Genomic DNA, 18,263 nt, shown 5'->3' on the forward strand with positions numbered 1-18,263 from the left:
GACTTGTTCCCGTTCTTTTTTTGTTTTGGGAAAATTTAAGGATATGTTAAGGTTTTTACCGGTTGATAAGCGTAACACACTGTCAAAAATTTGTTACACTATTTTTTAGAGGAGAATGAAACCTTTTGGAAAGAGGTTCGTATACATAAAGACCGGTGAAGGCAGAGGTTGAATATACTATGGACACAATGATTAAAAAGAGAATTAAGCAAGTGAAAAAAGGCGACCAGAACGCATTTGCAGACATCGTAGACCTGTATAAAGACAAAATTTATCAGCTGTGCTACCGTATGCTTGGGAATGCACATGAAGCGGAGGATATTGCGCAGGAGGCGTTTATTCGTGCTTATGTGAATATCGAAAGCTTTGATGTGAATCGCAAGTTTTCCACGTGGCTGTACCGCATTGCAACCAACCTGACCATCGACCGTATTCGCAAAAAAAAGCCGGATTATTATTTAGATGCAGAGGTGGCAGGAACAGAAGGATTAAATATGTATTCTCAAATTGCTGCTGATGGCATTTTGCCAGAGGATGAGGTGGTGTCTCTTGAATTATCGAGTACCATTCAGCAAAAAATTTTAAGATTACCCGACAAATATCGTTCGGTCATCGTATTAAAGTATATTGATGAACTCTCGTTAAAAGAAATTAGTGAGATTCTGAATATACCAGTTGGTACGGTGAAAACGAGAATACACAGGGGTAGAGAGGCTCTCCGGAAACAGTTGAGAGACCTTTGAGTGAGGTGATTTTGATGAGCTGTCAGGATAGAATCGTCCAGCTTATGCATCAGTATTTAGACGGGGACATTGAGCCCCAAGACGAAAAAGAATTAAAAAGCCATCTGCAATCGTGTGAGGAGTGCCGTACTCATTTTCAACAAATTGAGAAATCCATCGCGCTAGTGCAGAGTACATCTCATATAGAAGCACCATCTGATTTCACTGCAAAGGTGATGGCAGGTCTTCCAAAGGAGAAAAAGCGTGTGTCGGTTCAAAGATGGATCAAAGCTCACCCGCTGATGGTAGCCGCTGCCCTCTTTCTCATTTTAATGGGAGGCAGTCTGTTTACGAGCTGGAATACCGATCATAATTTCAGTGTGTCAAAGCAGCCGAATCTCGTCGTTGAAAATGATACAGTGACCGTACCTAAAGGAGAAACCGTAAAGGGTGATGTCACTGTCAAAAATGGCAAGCTGATTGTAGAAGGCAAGGTTGATGGAAATGTCACCGTCGTCAATGGGGAACAGTTGACTGCTTCTGCCGGACAAGTCACTGGTCAAATTAATGAAATTAATGAAGTATTTGATTGGATCTGGTACAAAATGAAATCAACAGCACAAAACGTAATGCGGGTCATTGGGCCAGAGGAGCAAAAGTAACTCAATCGGCTTAAAGAGCAGTCTCTAAGGGGGCTGCTCTTTTTCTATACATTGGTGGGATTCACGCATACTAGCAACTCAGCCAGATATGGCAACTATTTTCCTTGCTGAAACAAAATGTGGTATAATAGCCACGCTATGTATTGATACATAGGCTATTTTTATATTAAAAAATGCATCAAACGAAGAATAACTGAAAATTCTGGAGGACGAGGAAATGGCTTTAGGGGATATTCCTTTTTTGCAGTACCTCGGTAATGCTGTTGATATTCTCGTTGTTTGGTATGTGATATATAAATTAATGATGGTCATCCGCGGAACAAAAGCGGTTCAGCTTTTAAAGGGAATTGTGGTCATTGTTCTCGTCAGGATGGGAAGTGCGTATCTCGGTCTTAACACACTTCAATGGCTGATGGATCAAGCGATTACGTGGGGATTCCTTGCGATCATTATTATTTTTCAGCCAGAGCTAAGGAGAGCGCTTGAGCAGCTTGGGCGCGGCCGTTTCTTCTCAAGAAGCGGGACACCTGTAGAGGAGCAGCAGCAGAAAACGATCGAGGCAATTACAAAAGCAATTAACTATATGGCGAAACGCAGAATCGGCGCACTGCTGACAATTGAGCGCGATACCGGAATGAATGATTACATAGAGACAGGAATTCCTTTGAATGCAAAGGTGAGTTCAGAGCTGCTCATTAATATTTTCATTCCGAATACACCGCTTCATGACGGTGCTGTCATTATGAAGCGGGATGAGATTGCAGCTGCAGCTTGCTATTTACCGCTGTCAGAAAGCCCTTTTATCTCTAAGGAGCTGGGGACGCGTCATAGGGCGGCAGTCGGAATTAGTGAAGTGACAGACAGCTTAACTGTCATCGTTTCTGAGGAAACTGGCGGTATTTCTGTCGCAAGGAATGGTGATCTCCACCGAGAATTGACAGAAGAAGCGCTTGAAGAAATGCTGATTGCTGAATTTAGTAAGAACAGCAAAGATGCTTCCTCGACCAAATGGTATTGGAGGGGCAAGAAAAATGGATAAGATTTTGAATAATCGCTGGGCCGTTAAGCTTCTTGCATTGGTCTTCGCTTTATTGCTGTATGGTGCAGTCAATTCAGCGCAAGCGCCCACGCCGAAAAAAATCGGTGAATCCTTTTTCCCAACATCGACGACAGATGAAGCAACTTTAACCGACATTCCTGTTAAAGCGTATTATGATGACGAGAAGTACGTCGTCACTGGTGTGCCGCAGACAGTCAATGTCACGATTAAAGGATCAACTAGTGCTGTGAAAACAGCAAGACAAACAAAGAATTTTGAAATTTACGCAGACATGCAGAACTTATCGACAGGTACACATAAAGTGGAGCTGAAGGCAAGAGATGTATCGAAGGGACTCACACTATCGATTAATCCATCTGTGACGACTGTGACGATACAAGAAAAAACGACAGCTGAATTTCCTGTTGAAACCGAGTTTTATAATCAAAATAAAATCAAAGACGGCTATTCACCTGAACAGCCCATTGTGAATCCGAAAAAGGTCACAGTTACTGGATCAAAGGACGTCATCGACAAAATTTCTGTCATTAAAGCTTTTGTGAACTTAGAAGATGTCGATCAGCAAATTGAAAAAGAGGCGAAGCTCACTGTGTATGATAGCAGCGGGAATGAGCTGCCAGTTGAAGTAAGTCCGTCAGTGGTGGATATTACAGTCCCAATCTCGAGTCCAAGCAAAAAGGTCCCTTTTAAAATTGAGCGGACGGGCAGCTTGCCAGAAGGGATCAGCATCTCAAGCATTGAGACAAGCCCGAGTGAGGTCACAGTGTACGGCTCTCAAAAGGTGCTGGATGCCCTTGATTTTATTGATGGCGTCAAGCTGGACCTAAGCAAGATCAAAGATGATACGGAGATTGATGCCGATATTCCCCTGCCAGATGGTGTGAAAAAGGTATCACCCGAAACCGTTAAGATCAAAGTGAAGGTTGCAACAGCTGAAGAAAAAAAGATCGATAATGTACCGATTTCTGTCGTGGGTTTGAGCAAGGATCTCACATCTGATTTTGTGAGCCCATCTTCTGGACGGATCACGTTAACAGCAAAGGGATCAAAGAGTGCGATTGATAAACTAAAGGCTTCAGATGTTGAAGCCTATATCAATGCAGGGGACTTGAACGAAGGAACCCATGAGGTCAAAGTTCAAGTAAATGGTCCTCAAAATGTGACTTGGACATTATCGAGATCAAAGGTCAAAGTGAAACTCACTTCTACTGATACAGAGGATCAGCCGGCTTCGACGAATGATCGGAAGGATCAAAAAGATCAACAAGATCCATCAACTAATGACGATGATCAGGGTGAGAAGAGTAAAGAAGAATCCACGCAAGATAAAGCAAAGAAAGAATCGAGTCAAAGACAGCGGGTCAAAGAAGATAAAAAAGAGGACGAAGCGTCCTCTTGAATGGTAAAAAAGGAGCGATTGAAACATGGGCAAGTACTTTGGAACTGATGGTGTAAGGGGTGTAGCGAATAGCGAATTAACGCCAGAGCTCGCATTTAAAGTTGGGAGATTTGGCGGCTATGTGCTCACGAAGGATAAAGAACGTCCAAAGGTACTCGTTGGTCGAGACACACGTGTATCTGGTCATATGTTAGAAGGAGCGCTTGTTGCAGGCTTACTTTCAATTGGAGCTGAAGTGATGCGTCTAGGTGTGATCTCAACACCTGGTGTGTCTTATTTAACGAAGGCAATGGATGCTGAAGCGGGTGTCATGATTTCTGCTTCACACAATCCAGTTCAAGACAACGGCATTAAATTCTTCGGCGGTGACGGCTTTAAGCTGTCAGATGAACAGGAAAACGAAATTGAACAGCTGATGGATCAGCCAGTCGATCAATTACCACGCCCAGTTGGAGCCGATCTTGGAACGGTGAACGATTACTTTGAAGGCGGTCAGAAATACCTGCAATTCTTAAAGCAGACAGCGGACGAGGATTTCACAGGTATTCACGTGGCGCTTGACTGTGCACACGGTGCAACCTCTTCTCTAGCGACACATTTATTTGCAGATTTAGATGCTGATGTGTCTACAATGGGAACATCTCCAAACGGATTGAATATCAATGATGGTGTAGGCTCCACTCATCCAGAAGCACTTTCTGCTTTTGTGAAGGAGAAGGGTGCCGATATTGGTCTTGCGTTTGATGGTGACGGTGACCGTTTAATTGCAGTCGATGAAAAAGGTGATATCGTAGACGGCGATCAAATTATGTACATATGTGCACGTTATTTGAAGGATGAAGGCCGATTAAAGGATGACACCGTCGTGTCAACGGTTATGAGTAACCTTGGTTTCTATAAAGCGCTTGAGAAGCAAGGCATTAAGAGCATTCAAACTGCTGTTGGGGACCGCTATGTGGTTGAAGCGATGAAAAAAGACGGCTATAATGTCGGCGGCGAGCAGTCAGGTCATTTGATTTTCCTTGATTATAATACGACAGGTGATGGCATGCTTTCTGCGATCATGCTTGTGAATACGCTCAAAGCGACAGGGAAAACATTATCAGAGCTTGCAGCGGAAATGGAAAAGTTCCCGCAGCTTTTAGTGAATGTGAAAGTGTCTGATAAATATAAAGTAGAAGAAAATGAAAAAGTAAAATCGGTGATCCAAGAGGTCGAAAAAGAGATGAATGGTGACGGCCGTATCCTAGTTCGTCCATCGGGGACAGAGCCGCTTGTACGTGTCATGGCAGAGGCGAAAACAAAAGAGCTGTGTAATGAATATGTGGCTCGAATTACAGCTGTTGTGAAAGAAGAAATGGGAATTGAGTAATAGATGAAAGCAAACCGCTGCCAGCGGTTTGCTTTTTTTCGAATAAACGACATAATTGGATGGATCTATACGAATGATATAAGCGAGGGCAACTTGCAGCTGCCTTCATACATAGGAGAGCACATCGAAGGTAGAACGTGACAAGCCTCATCGCATATAGTGTATGGAGGTCTCACTTTCTCAAATGAAGGGGATCACCCGCTAAATTGTGATTGACGGAGGTCAGACCTTATAGTACAATCATCCTTGTGTTACTGGATTTTTATTCTATCAGGAAAGGCAGGGTAGATGTTCAGAAACTCTCTTATAATTATAGCGCCCGAACTAAGCGATCGGACGAAAGATGCTTAGTTGACGAGGATGGAGGTTATCGAATTTTCGGCGGATGCCTCCCGGCTGATCAAAAAAAGAGATCACAGCCGTAAGTGTTTCTTTAAACCAAAGAGGTGACTCTTTGTACAAAGGGAATACACATGATCTCCCAAAATAAACATGTAGAGAGGGACGAAGAAATGTCCCTTCTATTTTAGTAGGCTTTCTTTGTCCCTTTCACATGATCGGGAGGAAGAATATTTATGTGTGGAATCGTAGGTTATATTGGTCAGAATGATGCGAAGGAAATCTTATTAAAAGGTTTAGAGAAGCTTGAGTACCGCGGGTATGACTCAGCAGGTATCGCTGTGGCAAACGAAGATGGTGTGCATGTGTTCAAAGAAAAAGGACGTATCGCTGAGCTTCGTGAAGTCGTGGATGCAAACGTAGCATCTTCAGCAGGAATCGGACATACACGCTGGGCAACACACGGTGTACCAAGTCATCTAAATGCGCATCCGCATCAAAGTGCTTCTGGCCGTTTTACGCTTGTTCATAACGGTGTCATTGAGAACTATGTACAATTGACACGCGAATATTTACAAGACGTCACACTAAAAAGCGACACAGATACAGAGGTTGTTGTTCAAGTCATCGAACAATTTGTAAACAGAGGTCTTGATACAGAAGAAGCTTTCCGTCAAACGCTTCTTCAACTAAAAGGCTCTTACGCAATTGCCCTTTTCGATAACGAAAACAAAGAAACAATCTATGTGGCGAAAAACAAAAGCCCATTATTGGTTGGTTTCGGCGAAGATTTCAACGTTGTGGCTTCTGACGCAATGGCGATGCTTCAAGTAACAAACGAATATGCGGAATTAATGGATAAAGAAATGGTCATTGTTACAAAAGACGAGGTTATTATTAAAAACCTGGACGGTGATATCATGACACGTCCTTCTTATATCGCTGAGCTTGATGCAAGCGACATTGAGAAAGGCACATATCCTCACTACATGTTAAAAGAAACGGATGAACAGCCGCTTGTTATGCGCAAAATCATCCAAGAATATCAAGACGAAAACGGCAAACTGTCAGTCGCTGGCGATATCGCAAGCGCGGTAGCAGAAGCAGACCGCATTTACATTGTGGCTTGCGGAACGAGCTACCATGCTGGTCTTGTCGGTAAACAATACATTGAAGACTGGGCAAAAGTACCTGTAGAAGTCCATGTAGCAAGTGAATTCTCTTACAACATGCCGCTTCTATCGAAAAAGCCGTTGTTCATCTTCCTTTCTCAATCTGGAGAGACTGCGGACAGCCGTGCTGTACTTGTTCAAGTGAAAGAGCTTGGTCATAAAGCATTAACGATCACAAACGTACCAGGATCTACGCTTTCTCGTGAAGCGGACTTCACATTGCTTCTTCATGCAGGACCAGAAATTGCAGTGGCTTCAACAAAAGCCTACACAGCTCAAATCGCTGTACTTGCAATCCTTGCATCTGTTGCAGCTGAATTAAATGGTCAATCTCTTGACTTTGATCTTGTAAAAGAGCTTGGTATTGTAGCAAACGCAATGGAAGCCCTTGTGGATCAAAAGGATGAAATGGAACAAATCGCTCGTGACTTCTTCACAGTGACACGTAACGCATTCTTTATCGGAAGAGGACTTGACTACTATGTGTGCCTTGAAGGTTCACTAAAACTAAAAGAGATCTCTTACATCCAAGCAGAAGGCTTTGCTGGCGGAGAACTCAAACACGGCACAATTGCTTTAATTGAAGAAGGCACACCGGTCATTGCCCTTGCAACGCAAGAGCACGTGAACCTCAGCATTCGCGGTAACGTCAAAGAAGTCGTTGCACGCGGAGCAAACCCATGTGTCATCTCACTAAAAGGCCTAGAAGACGAAGGCGACCGTTTCGTCCTTCCAGCTGTACACCCAGCACTTGCACCACTTGCATCTGTTGTCCCATTACAGCTGATCGCATACTACGCAGCACTTCACCGCGGATGTGATGTGGATAAACCACGTAACCTTGCGAAGAGTGTGACGGTGGAGTAGGTTTCAATAAAATCGGATTTTTGATACCCCTTTAGATATCGTTTTCTAAAGGGGTATTTTGTGATAAAAGAACTAGATTTCAATATTTGAAAATCAGTTGATAAAGGGAGGAGGATCTTGAACTGATCAGATTATAAGCATTTTAAGTTTGAGGCGAATTAGAATATATTGTTATTTTTTCAATTGATATTTGATTTAAATGATATAATAGACATAGATAAGATATAGGTTACAGGAGGACAACAACATGGCAACAGCAAATCTAGGATTTGAAGAAAAGTTATGGAAAATGGCTGATAAGTTACGAGGATCAATGGATTCTGGTGAATATAAAAACGTCGTATTAGGATTATTATTTTTAAAATATGTATCAGATGCTTTTGAAGAGAAGTATTTAGAGTTAAAAGAAGATGAATGGGCAGATGAAGAAGATCGGGATGAATACGTAGCGGAAAATATTTTCTTCGTACCAAAAGAAGCGCGTTGGTCGTTCATTCAAGAAAATGCGAAGAAACCTGAAATCGGTCAATTCATTGATAAAGCAATGGTAGCAATTGAAAAAGAGAACCCTTCATTAGTAGGTGTACTACCAAAAGCTTTCGCACGTCCTGAATTAGATAAAACACGTCTAGGTGAAACAATTGATTTATTCTCTTTTAAAGTCGGAGATGAAGATAGTCGAGAGAAAGATGTTATCGGACGAGTATATGAATATTTCTTAAGTAACTTTGCAAGTGCAGAAGGAAAGAATGGTGGGGAATTCTATACACCATCTTCAGTCGTACGTTTACTTGTTGAAATGTTAGAGCCTTATAAGGGACGAGTATATGACCCTGCATGTGGATCAGGTGGTATGTTCGTTCAATCATCTAAGTTCGTAAAAGAACATCAAGGACGTATTGACAACTTATCTGTATATGGCCAAGAGTCGAATCCGACAACATGGAAACTTTGTAAAATGAACTTAGCCATTCGAGGAATTGATGGTAATATTGGGCCGCATAATGCAGATACATTTCTGAATGATCTACATAAAGGATTAAAGGCAGACTATATTTTAGCGAACCCACCATTCAATATTAAAGATTGGGGTGGCGATAAACTAAAAGATGATATGCGTTGGCAATATGGAATCCCACCAGAAGGTAACGCTAACTATGCTTGGGTACAACATATGATTTCAAAACTAGCACCAGCTGGTACAGCAGGTTTTGTTTTAGCGAATGGCTCGATGTCTTCTAATTCCGGTGGCGAAGGTGAAATTCGTAAAAACTTAATTGAAAATGATTTAGTTGAATGTATTGTAACACTACCTGGTCAGCTATTTTACTCAACGCAAATTCCTGTATGTTTATGGTTCGTATCGAAAAATAAAGTAAAAACAGGTAAACGTGAACGCAATAATAAAATTCTCTTTATTGATGCACGTAATTTAGGATTTATGGCAGATCGTACACATAAAGAATTTACTGATGAAGACATTCAAAATATTGCTGGCACATTCCATGCGTGGCGTGGTACGAATGCAAGAGAATATACTGATGAATTAGGTTTTTGTAAAGAGGTAACAGTTGAAGAAGTACGCAATAACGACCATATTTTAACACCAGGACGTTATGTAGGTTTAGCAGAACAAGAAGATGATGGCGAACTATTTGAAGAAAAAATGACCCGTTTAACATGTGAACTATCAGAGCAATTTGCGAAATCGAAGGAATTAGAAAATCAGATTCGTAAGGCGTTAGGTGGTATTGGGTATGGAATTTAATTTGAAACGTTATGAATTACAAGACGTTATAAAATTAAAATATGGAAAAAATCAAAAAAAAGTAGAAGATAAGAACGGAGATTTTCCTATTTTAGGAACAGGTGGAGTAATGGGGTATGCCAAGGAGTTTTTATATGATAAGCCCTCTGTTTTAATCGGAAGAAAAGGGAGTATTAATAAAGTTAAGTACATTGATAAACCTTTTTGGACAGTAGATACCTTATTTTACTCTGAAATAAATGAAGAAAAAGTGGTTCCTTTATATCTTTATTATTATCTGTCACAAATAGATTTTGATTATTATAATGAAGGAACAACTATACCAAGTCTCAGAACAGAAACTTTAAATAGAATAGAAATTTTCTTACCAGATCTTCAAATACAAAAAAGAATAGTAAGTATTATTTCGAAGTTTGATAATAAATTAAAGATTAATGAATCCATAATTTCAAATCTTGAACAACTCTCTCAAACCCTTTTCAAACAGTGGTTTATCGATTTTGAATTTCCAAATGAAGAAGGACAGCCTTATAAATCAAGTGGTGGGGAAATGGTAGAAAGTGAGTTAGGGGAGATACCTGAGGGATGGACTGTAAAGTATCTTTCTGAAAATGTGAATTTTTTAAGCGGTGGTACTCCTAAAACAAAAGAAGAAAGCTATTGGAATGGAACTATTCCATTTTTTACACCAAAAGATGCAAAAAATAATCTTTATACAACTACTACAGAAAAATCAATCACCGATTTAGGATTAGAAAAATGTAATAGCAAATTATATCCTAAGAACACTTTATTTATTACAGCTCGCGGTACAGTGGGAAAACTGGCTTTGGCTAATAGACCTATGGCAATGAATCAATCTTGTTTTGCATTAAAACATAAAGAAGATAAACAATTTTATTTATATAATGTTGTAGAGAATTTAGTTAAAGAAATTATTTTAGGGGCTAATGGTGCGGTATTTAATGCAATAAATTTGAATGACTTGAAACGATTGAAATATGTTTATTCAAATGAAAGATTAATAACAAATTTTGAAAATACGGTTAGTAGATTTTATGAAAAAATGAGTTTGTTAGAAGAAGAAAATATCAATTTACAAAAACTTCGCGACACACTTCTCCCTAAACTGTTATCGGGAGAGATTGAAATTCCAGATGATTTGGAGGTGTAAAGGATGTTCAAATATAATGAATCAGAATTAGAAGTGGCAACATTAGAGTGGTTGGAGGAACTTGGTTATGACATTGTAGAAGGACCAGATATTGCACCTGATGGTGAAAATCCAGAGCGTGCTAGCTTTCAAGATGTTGTATTAGTTGATCGTTTACGTAATGCCTTACGAAAAATTAATCCAACACTTGATGTAAAATTGATTGAAGAAGCCGTTCAAAAAATTGTAGCAAATGCATCGCCAAATTTAATTTTGAATAATAAACAATTCCATAAGCTTGCGACAGATGGTATTGAGATACAAGTACAAGGAACAGATGGGTATAACCCCACTGTTTCTGTCTATGTATTTGATTTTGAAAATTATAAAAACAATGACTTTCTGGCAGTCAATCAGTTTACGATTATTGAAGGGCAATCAAATAAACGCCCTGATGTACTTGTGTTCGTAAATGGGTTACCTGTTGTCGTCATGGAACTCAAAAATGCGACGAATGAAGATGTTGATATTTCCGATGCATACAATCAAATTCAAACGTATAAACAAGCGATTCCTACACTATTCCGTTACAATGCTTTCTTAATTACAAGCGATGGTATTAATGCGCGCGTTGGTTCACTTACAGCAAATGAAGAACGTTTTATGAAATGGCGTACTGTTGATGGTACTTCATTAGCAAGACCAGCTGAACCTCAACTTGAAGTGATGATTAATGGCATGTTAGAGCCTAATCGTTTATTAGACATTATTCAAAACTTTATTTTATTCCAATCTGATGGTGAAAATACTTTTAAAATTTTAGCGGCATACCATCAATATCATGCGGTCAACAAAGCAGTTGAGAAAGCACAACTAGCAACAAAAGAAGATGGCGACCAGAAAATTGGCGTCGTATGGCATACGCAAGGTTCTGGTAAAAGTTTATCGATGGTCTTTTATGCAGGTAAACTTATTAAGACTATGAATAATCCGACATTAGTTGTTTTAACTGACCGTAATGATCTAGATGATCAGTTGTATAAAACGTTCTCGGTGTCCAAGGATATTTTACGTCAATCACCAAGCCAAGCGCAATCGAGTGATTCTTTACGAGAATTACTAAGTGTAGAATCTGGCGGTATTATTTTTACAACATTACAAAAATTTTCACCAGATGAAAAAACAGGTGAAATGCCGTGTTTAACAGACCGTACAAATGTCATTGTCATGGCAGATGAAGCTCACCGCTCACAATATGGTTTTGGTGCAGCGTTATCGCAACAAAAAAACCATGAAGGTGAAGTGAAATATGGTTATGCAAAATATGTTCGTGATGCATTACCAAATGCTTCATTTATTGGTTTCACAGGAACTCCAGTAGAATCAACAGACCGTAATACACCAGCTGTATTTGGTGAATATATTGATGTATATGATATGTCACAGGCTGTGGAAGATGGTGCGACGGTTAAAATTTTCTATGAATCACGTGTTATTCCTTTAGAGCTACCAGAAGGATTAGCGATTGATGATGATTATGAAGATATTACAGAAGACCAAGAATTATCAACAAAAGAAAAGCTAAAGTCAAAATGGTCACGTTTAGAAGCAGTTGCTGGTGCTAGTTCACGTGTTGAAAAAATGGCACAAGATTTAGTTCACCATTATGAAGAACGTGAAAAAGCGATGTTTGGGAAATCAATGATTGTCGTGATGTCACGTAGAATTGCAATTAATTTATATAAAGAAATCATTAAAATCCGACCAGAATGGCACTCAGATGACGATGATAAGGGTGCGATTAAAATTGTTATGACTGGTTCCTCTAGCGATCCAGTAGAATGGCAGCCATTCATCGGTACGAAAAAACGTCGTGAATTTTTAGCTCGTCGTATGAAAGATAATGATGATCCGTTAAAAATCGTCATTGTCCGAGATATGTGGCTAACAGGGTTTGATGTTCCTGCAATGAATACGATGTATATTGATAAACCGATGAAAGGCCATAACTTAATGCAAGCTATTGCTCGTGTAAACCGTGTATTTAAAGACAAACCAGGTGGCTTGGTCGTCGATTATATTGGTATTGCGGATAATTTAAAAGAAGCATTGAAACAATATACTGACAGTGATCGTGAAACGGCTGGTGTCGATACAGCACTTGCAGTAGATATCATGTTAGAGAAGCATCAACTAATTTTAGAAATGTTGTATGGTCATGATTATTCGGGTTTTAAATCTGAAAAGTCATCACAACGCATTAAGGCTATTATCAATACAATGGATTATGTGATTGGACTTGGTGAAGAAGAAAAGATACGCTTTTTAGATCTGGTAACAGAATTATCTAAAGCTTATGCGCTATGTGCAACGACGAAAGAAGCTGAGGAACTAAATGATGAAATTGGTTTCTTCAAGGCTGTAAAAGCAAGTATTGTGAAAACCATTAGTGATGGTAGCAAAAAGAAAACAGCGACACAAATGGATGCACAGATTAATCAATTGATTTCAAGATCAGTTATTTCTGAAGATGTGATTGATATTTATAAAGAGCTTGGTCTAGAGAATCCAGATATTTCGATTTTATCGGACCAATTTTTAGAAGATGTTCGAGCTTTACCACAAAAGAACTTAGCGGTGGAATTACTGAATCGTTTATTAAACGGTAAAGTGAAAAATGTACAGCGTAGTAACTTAATTAAGGCGCGTAAATTCTCAGAAATGCTAACAAATTCGCTAAATAAATACAACAAACGTACTATTGAAACTTCAAAGGTTATCGAAGAATTAATTGAATTAGCTAAAGAAATGGATGAGGCCTATAAACGTGGAGAGAAAAATGGTATGGACAAGGAAGAAGTCGCGTTCTATGATGCGTTAGCTTCTCATGATACAGCTGAACAGGTTTTAGGTGATGACACTTTGAAAATTATTGCCCATGAACTAACAATGTCTATTAAAGAAAATATGAGTATTGATTGGAATCTGCGTGATTCTGCACGTGCAAAAATGCGTGTCATGGTTAGACGACTATTGAAAAAATACGGTTACCCACCAGAAATCAGTAAACAAGCAGTTGAAACGGTAATTGAACAAGCAGAATTAATGTCAGAGCAACTTGCGCTGGAATTGTAAGTTAAGGAACTAGGTATGATTTTTATTTCATACCTAGTTTTTTATAAGTAGATTAATTATTATTAAAAGTTAGTGTAATAGCAGTAAATTTTTAGGGAATTAAGATAATTTATTTATCAATGAGGTAGAAATAATGAAAACATATATAATTTTCGATACAAACACACTTTATAAAAAAAATATAGATTTCTCGATTTTTGAATTTAATTCAACATATGATGAATTTCAAGGGAAAATTGAAAGAAATGATGTTATAGATAGGTTCGAATTAAGAGTTCCAGACATTACAGTAAAAGAGCTGTTTAAACAACAATTACAATCTTATAATGAAGGTATTGAAATGATGAAAAACTCTTACTTAAAATTCAATCAAATTTATGAAGTAGATTTAAAAATAGATGAAAAATTTGATTATGAACCTTTTTTAGAAAAGAAAAAAAACCAATACATTGCACGACGAGGTATTAAGATCCTTTCATTATGTAGAGAAGAAAAATTTGTAAGAATTGTAGAAAGAGCATTAAATAAAGAAGCACCTTTTGAAGGAAAAGATAAGAAGTCAGATAAAGGTTTTAAGGATGCTCTAATTTGGGAATCTATCCTAGAATTTGCGGAAGAAAATGATGGAGAATTCATTTTTTACACAGCTGACAAAGGTTTTAAAAAAGAAAAAGAATTAAAGATGGAATTTAAAAGAATAACAGGTAATAATATAGAGATTTATGGGAAGGATGAAACGCATCAATTAGGTTTAGTTATTGAAAAGTATTCAGTAGAAAAAAGTACTCGAATTAGATTAGAAATGCTATATGATAATTTAGAAGAATATCTTGAAATATTAATAAATGAATTAGAGTATAAAGCTTTTCAAGAAGTTGAATTAAACGGTATATTATGTACCGTTAAAGATTTTGAAATTATACCAAAAATAATTGATCTCAATGAAGTAGGAGATGGATTGTTTAAATTTAAATTAAAAGGGAAATTTAAAGCTGGAAAAACTGGTATATCCTATGAATTAAAAACTTCTTTATATTTTGTGGTGGAAATTGAAAATTTAGTGAGCTCGCAAATTCAATTAATTAAGCTTGATAATATAGATGCTACTTCTATGGGAGATGATTTAATTAATATTGCTGATATATCATTTAGTTTTTCTCCAAAAAACGAAGAAGAAATAGAAGAAATAGAAGAAATAGAAGAAATAGAAGAAATAGAAGAAATAGAAGAAATAGAAGAAATAGAAGAAATAGAAGAAATAGAAGAAATAGAAGAAATAGAAGAAATAACATCTAATATTAAAGCAAGTTTAGAAATTGTTTTATTAGAAGAGAGATTTAATAATATTAAAAATTATCGGGACGAAATAATTGAAATTATCAAGGGGAATTATACCATTGATTGGATTATGTTTGAAAGTAAAAAAGCCAGGATGAGATTGGTAATAAAAAATTATTTAAGAACAAAGCATGTAAGTAATGAACAAATAGAAGTTCTTACGGATTTAATAATAGAAAAGTTGATTGAAAACTTTCCGAGAGGCAATTGTTGAATAAGTTATAATATTACATGAAATTTATTAGATTTTAATCAATCTTTATTCCAAAACAACATTTTGATACCTCTTTAGATATAATTGTCTTTAGAGGTTTTTTGTTGTACTAAAATGATCAAGATCTTATAGATTTGATCGTACGATGATATTTTAGTGGGTACAATAATTCAAGCTTGCTTTCTTTACAATATATTGATCGTTTTCAAAAGGGATATGTTATTTTTATTCGATACTTAAAAAAGGAGAAAAGAGGAATTGTTTTTTCTTGATAGGTTTTATCGTATTGTTTACTAGCTCTTATTTGTTAATTGGTGGTCCTACAACGATTGAAGGATCAATGATATATTCCTTGGATTTTGTATCGTTCAATTTCTTAATTAAAAGGCTTTCAAAAAAGATGAAAAGAATAAAAAGGGAAATAGTAAAGTTTTTTATCATCGTTAATAAGTTGTATTTAAAACCATAACTTCACATGGGGTATAATATGCTAAGTATATTAAAACGGAAATTTCAAACGCATCTGGTCTAGGTAATACAGGACAAATATTTAACAAAGAAAGAGAGAAGAACTCATGACCAAACATAAAGTTTACACAATGAGCTTTGCAAAAGTCTATCCTCTCTATATCGCAAAGGCAGAGAGAAAGGGACGAACGAAATCTGAAGTCGATACGATTATTTGTTGGTTAACAGGGTACAGTCCAGAAGAGCTGCAGGAACAGATAGATAAACAGATAGACATTGAAACCTTTTTTGCTGAGGCTCCTGAGCTTCATCCTTCCCGCAGTTTAATCAAAGGCGTCATTTGTGGTGTTCGAGTAGAGGACATTGAGGAAGAAACCATGAAAAACATTCGGTATATGGATAAGCTGATTGATGAGTTAGCGAAAGGAAAGAAGATGGAAAAGATTTTAAGAGGTTCATCATGAGAATAACAAGCAAGCCCAGTGAACTAACCTTCACTGGGCTTTTTTATATCTTATAGATCATTCGACCAATAAAAATAAAATCCATTTGAACTAATTCACTCTTCATGTCGTCAAAAGAAGTAATACCAAAACAAATTGTTGTTTGAAAAGGAGTGGCGTGGATGGATGTGAAAATGATTTTACCTCTTATTTTGCTGCAAGCGATTTTGATGGTGATTGGTTTGTTTGATTTGTTGAAAAGAGACCCATCGAGAATCAGAGGAGAGGTGAAGTGGGTTTGGGCTTTGGTGATTGTGTTTGTGGCGAGTGCCGGTCCTATTGCGTATTTCATTTTTGGTCGTAAACAATCTTAGTAGGGGGGATTCGCTTGAATATGTTGGAGTGTCACGGGCTGACGAAATCGTATGGACGGCATGAAATTTTAAAAGAGGTTTCTTTTTCCGTTGGGGAGGTTGGATGTGTTGGTTTTTTAGGAGCCAATGGAGCGGGGAAGACAACGACGATCCGGATTTTGACGGGGCTTGCTCGTCCTACTTCTGGGGTCGTGAAGGTGGCTGGTTTGGATGTCGCAAAGGAGATGGACCAAATCAGTCATGTGATTGGGTATTGTCCGCAGCATCCTGCATTTTATCAGGATATGACGGGGCAGGAGTGGATGCATTGGGTTGGCGGGTTATTTCACTTAGAGAAAAAAATCATTCGCTCCAAAACAGAGGAGCTGTTGAAGCTTTGCCGGGTGTATGAGGCGAAGGATCGTGCCATTGGCAGCTATAGCGGAGGCATGAAGCAGAGGCTTGCCATTGCGCAAGCGCTTATCAACAGCCCGAAGGTTCTCATCCTGGATGAACCTGTGTCTGCACTTGATCCCATGGGGAGAAAAGACGTTCTGACATTGATTGAGCGTCTGAAACAAGAGATGTTGATCTTTATGTCGACCCATATTTTAGATGACATTGAACGTGTGGCAGATCATATTATTATGATCAACAGTGGCAAAATTGAGATGTCTTCTTCCATGAAACAGATCAAAGAAGACTATATCCAGCCAGTGATTGAATTTCAATTAGAACAACAGGATACGAAATTATTGGCTTTGTTAAAGGAGCGGGAGTGGGTGGAGGAATGCTTTGAGACAGGAGATGCTTATCAGGTGCGAGTAAACGATCAACAAATAGCATTGAAGGAGCTGCCTCGTCTCATCACTGAATCTGGCGGTGTTCTCCTCCATTATCGACTATCTAAGCTGACGCTTGAAGATATTTTCATGAAGGTTGTGAATGCATGATGATGTTGAAAAAGGAATTTAAGGAGTTATTCACTAGCTATAAAATCTTATTTGTTCCTATTATTTTTACAATTTTAATGATTACGCAGCCTATTACGCTCAAAATGCTGCCAGATCTTCTATCGAAATCAGCTAATTTACCTGAAGGGTCTACATTTTATATACCAGAGCCAAGTGCAGGAGAGGCTTTGGCGAGTGCATTGAGTAAATTTGATTCGCTAGGTGTGTTTATCCTGATTATGATCGTGATGGGGACGATCGCTGGAGAGCGTGCCTCTGGAGTAACCGCGATGATTATGGTGAAACCGATCAGTCGAATGAGTTACTATGTCTCGAAAATATGCGCCTATGCCTGTTTGACTTTGTTTAGTTTGGTGGTGGCGGTGCTTGCCTCTGTTTATTATGTGGACATTCAATTTGGGCATGTGAATTGGGTCAATGTGTTAAAAGGAACACTTCTTTATTATCCAAATTTATTGCTGATTGTGGTATCGACCATTTGTGCTTCGGCGTTCTTTCAACGTTCTGTCACAGCTGGCGGTGTGTCGCTTTTGATCAACCTTATTCTGTTTACCGTCCCTTCATTTTATGAAGAGACATTAGGGAAGTTTGCGCCTAAAGGCGTGACAAGTGCAGCCGAAGAGGTGATTCATAAGGGGACTTATTCGGATCAGGCATTTACAAGTTTTCTAGGTGTATCGGTATTGATTGTTTTCTTTTTTCTCATCGGATGGTTTCTTTTTAGAAAACAGGAATTATAGCAGGCTGTTGCGATTGTTTCTTCAGGTTTACCATGAGCATAAAAGTCTGAATACGGTTGAAAGTTTGATATGATGATAAAAATT

At 38.2% G+C, this 18,263-nt stretch carries 14 protein-coding genes; all 14 read left to right on the plus strand.

The window, feature by feature from the left end; translation table 11 throughout:
- The first annotated feature begins 179 nt into the window (after window positions 1–179).
- Window positions 180–743, plus strand: coding sequence for an RNA polymerase sigma factor SigW (sigW, locus tag MHH65_RS01070; protein ID WP_024424449.1), 564 nt, complete (start codon window positions 180–182; stop codon window positions 741–743).
- A gap of 14 nt (window positions 744–757) precedes the next feature.
- Window positions 758–1,384 carry an anti-sigma-W factor RsiW gene (gene rsiW, locus MHH65_RS01075; RefSeq protein WP_024424448.1) on the plus strand — a complete coding sequence of 209 codons (627 nt, stop codon included), beginning with the start codon at window positions 758–760 and terminating at the stop codon, window positions 1,382–1,384.
- A gap of 217 nt (window positions 1,385–1,601) precedes the next feature.
- Window positions 1,602–2,423 (plus strand): diadenylate cyclase CdaA, encoded by an 822-nt coding sequence (gene cdaA / locus MHH65_RS01080; RefSeq protein ID WP_008344027.1) that lies wholly within the window; start codon window positions 1,602–1,604, stop codon window positions 2,421–2,423.
- Window positions 2,416–3,843, plus strand: coding sequence for a YbbR-like domain-containing protein (locus MHH65_RS01085; RefSeq protein ID WP_024427485.1), 1,428 nt, complete (start codon window positions 2,416–2,418; stop codon window positions 3,841–3,843). Before cdaA ends, MHH65_RS01085 begins: the two co-directional genes overlap by 8 nt.
- Window positions 3,844–3,868: 25 nt before the next feature.
- The gene (glmM, locus tag MHH65_RS01090; RefSeq protein ID WP_024424446.1) at window positions 3,869–5,215 is read left to right on the plus strand and encodes a phosphoglucosamine mutase; all 1,347 of its coding nucleotides are present in this window, start codon (window positions 3,869–3,871) and stop codon (window positions 5,213–5,215) included.
- A 575-nt stretch (window positions 5,216–5,790) separates the two neighbouring features.
- Window positions 5,791–7,593 (plus strand): glutamine--fructose-6-phosphate transaminase (isomerizing), encoded by a 1,803-nt coding sequence (glmS, locus tag MHH65_RS01095; protein ID WP_007498541.1) that lies wholly within the window; start codon window positions 5,791–5,793, stop codon window positions 7,591–7,593.
- Window positions 7,594–7,840: 247 nt separating this feature from the next.
- Window positions 7,841–9,361 carry a class I SAM-dependent DNA methyltransferase gene (locus MHH65_RS01100; RefSeq protein WP_098677721.1) on the plus strand — a complete coding sequence of 507 codons (1,521 nt, stop codon included), beginning with the start codon at window positions 7,841–7,843 and terminating at the stop codon, window positions 9,359–9,361.
- Complete coding sequence (locus MHH65_RS01105) at window positions 9,351–10,535, plus strand: restriction endonuclease subunit S (protein WP_098677720.1); 1,185 nt, start codon at window positions 9,351–9,353, stop codon at window positions 10,533–10,535. The genes MHH65_RS01100 and MHH65_RS01105 overlap by 11 nt, the downstream gene beginning before the upstream one ends.
- A gap of 3 nt (window positions 10,536–10,538) precedes the next feature.
- Window positions 10,539–13,649, plus strand: a complete 3,111-nt coding sequence (locus MHH65_RS01110) for a type I restriction endonuclease subunit R (protein WP_098677719.1) — start codon at window positions 10,539–10,541, stop codon at window positions 13,647–13,649.
- 133 nt (window positions 13,650–13,782) lie between these two features.
- A complete protein-coding gene (locus tag MHH65_RS01115; RefSeq protein ID WP_327800411.1) occupies window positions 13,783–15,201 on the plus strand; it encodes a PIN domain-containing protein in 1,419 nt (472 codons plus the stop codon).
- A 575-nt stretch (window positions 15,202–15,776) separates the two neighbouring features.
- Complete coding sequence (locus tag MHH65_RS01120) at window positions 15,777–16,133, plus strand: DUF2200 domain-containing protein (RefSeq protein ID WP_098677717.1); 357 nt, start codon at window positions 15,777–15,779, stop codon at window positions 16,131–16,133.
- 161 nt (window positions 16,134–16,294) lie between these two features.
- A complete protein-coding gene (locus MHH65_RS01125; protein ID WP_248351624.1) occupies window positions 16,295–16,486 on the plus strand; it encodes a PLD nuclease N-terminal domain-containing protein in 192 nt (63 codons plus the stop codon).
- Between the two features lie 14 nt (window positions 16,487–16,500).
- Complete coding sequence (locus MHH65_RS01130; protein ID WP_326355818.1) at window positions 16,501–17,418, plus strand: ABC transporter ATP-binding protein; 918 nt, start codon at window positions 16,501–16,503, stop codon at window positions 17,416–17,418.
- Window positions 17,415–18,179, plus strand: coding sequence for an ABC transporter permease subunit (locus MHH65_RS01135; protein ID WP_098677715.1), 765 nt, complete (start codon window positions 17,415–17,417; stop codon window positions 18,177–18,179). Before MHH65_RS01130 ends, MHH65_RS01135 begins: the two co-directional genes overlap by 4 nt.
- The last annotated feature ends 84 nt before the right edge of the window (window positions 18,180–18,263 follow it).

The organism is Bacillus sp. FSL L8-0654, assembly GCF_038629965.1.
Lineage (GTDB): Bacteria > Bacillota > Bacilli > Bacillales > Bacillaceae > Bacillus > Bacillus safensis.

Excerpts from the sequence above, each read along its gene's own strand:
- sigW (WP_024424449.1), top strand. The coding sequence starts at position 180 with ATGGACACAATGATTAAAAAGAGAATTAAGCAAGTGAAAAAAGGCGAC.
- rsiW (WP_024424448.1), top strand. The coding sequence starts at position 758 with ATGAGCTGTCAGGATAGAATCGTCCAGCTTATGCATCAGTATTTAGAC.
- cdaA (WP_008344027.1), top strand. The coding sequence starts at position 1,602 with ATGGCTTTAGGGGATATTCCTTTTTTGCAGTACCTCGGTAATGCTGTT.
- MHH65_RS01085 (WP_024427485.1), top strand. The coding sequence starts at position 2,416 with ATGGATAAGATTTTGAATAATCGCTGGGCCGTTAAGCTTCTTGCATTG.
- glmM (WP_024424446.1), top strand. The coding sequence starts at position 3,869 with ATGGGCAAGTACTTTGGAACTGATGGTGTAAGGGGTGTAGCGAATAGC.
- glmS (WP_007498541.1), top strand. The coding sequence starts at position 5,791 with ATGTGTGGAATCGTAGGTTATATTGGTCAGAATGATGCGAAGGAAATC.
- MHH65_RS01100 (WP_098677721.1), top strand. The coding sequence starts at position 7,841 with ATGGCAACAGCAAATCTAGGATTTGAAGAAAAGTTATGGAAAATGGCT.
- MHH65_RS01105 (WP_098677720.1), top strand. The coding sequence starts at position 9,351 with ATGGAATTTAATTTGAAACGTTATGAATTACAAGACGTTATAAAATTA.
- MHH65_RS01110 (WP_098677719.1), top strand. The coding sequence starts at position 10,539 with ATGTTCAAATATAATGAATCAGAATTAGAAGTGGCAACATTAGAGTGG.
- MHH65_RS01115 (WP_327800411.1), top strand. The coding sequence starts at position 13,783 with ATGAAAACATATATAATTTTCGATACAAACACACTTTATAAAAAAAAT.
- MHH65_RS01120 (WP_098677717.1), top strand. The coding sequence starts at position 15,777 with ATGACCAAACATAAAGTTTACACAATGAGCTTTGCAAAAGTCTATCCT.
- MHH65_RS01125 (WP_248351624.1), top strand. The coding sequence starts at position 16,295 with ATGGATGTGAAAATGATTTTACCTCTTATTTTGCTGCAAGCGATTTTG.
- MHH65_RS01135 (WP_098677715.1), top strand. The coding sequence starts at position 17,415 with ATGATGATGTTGAAAAAGGAATTTAAGGAGTTATTCACTAGCTATAAA.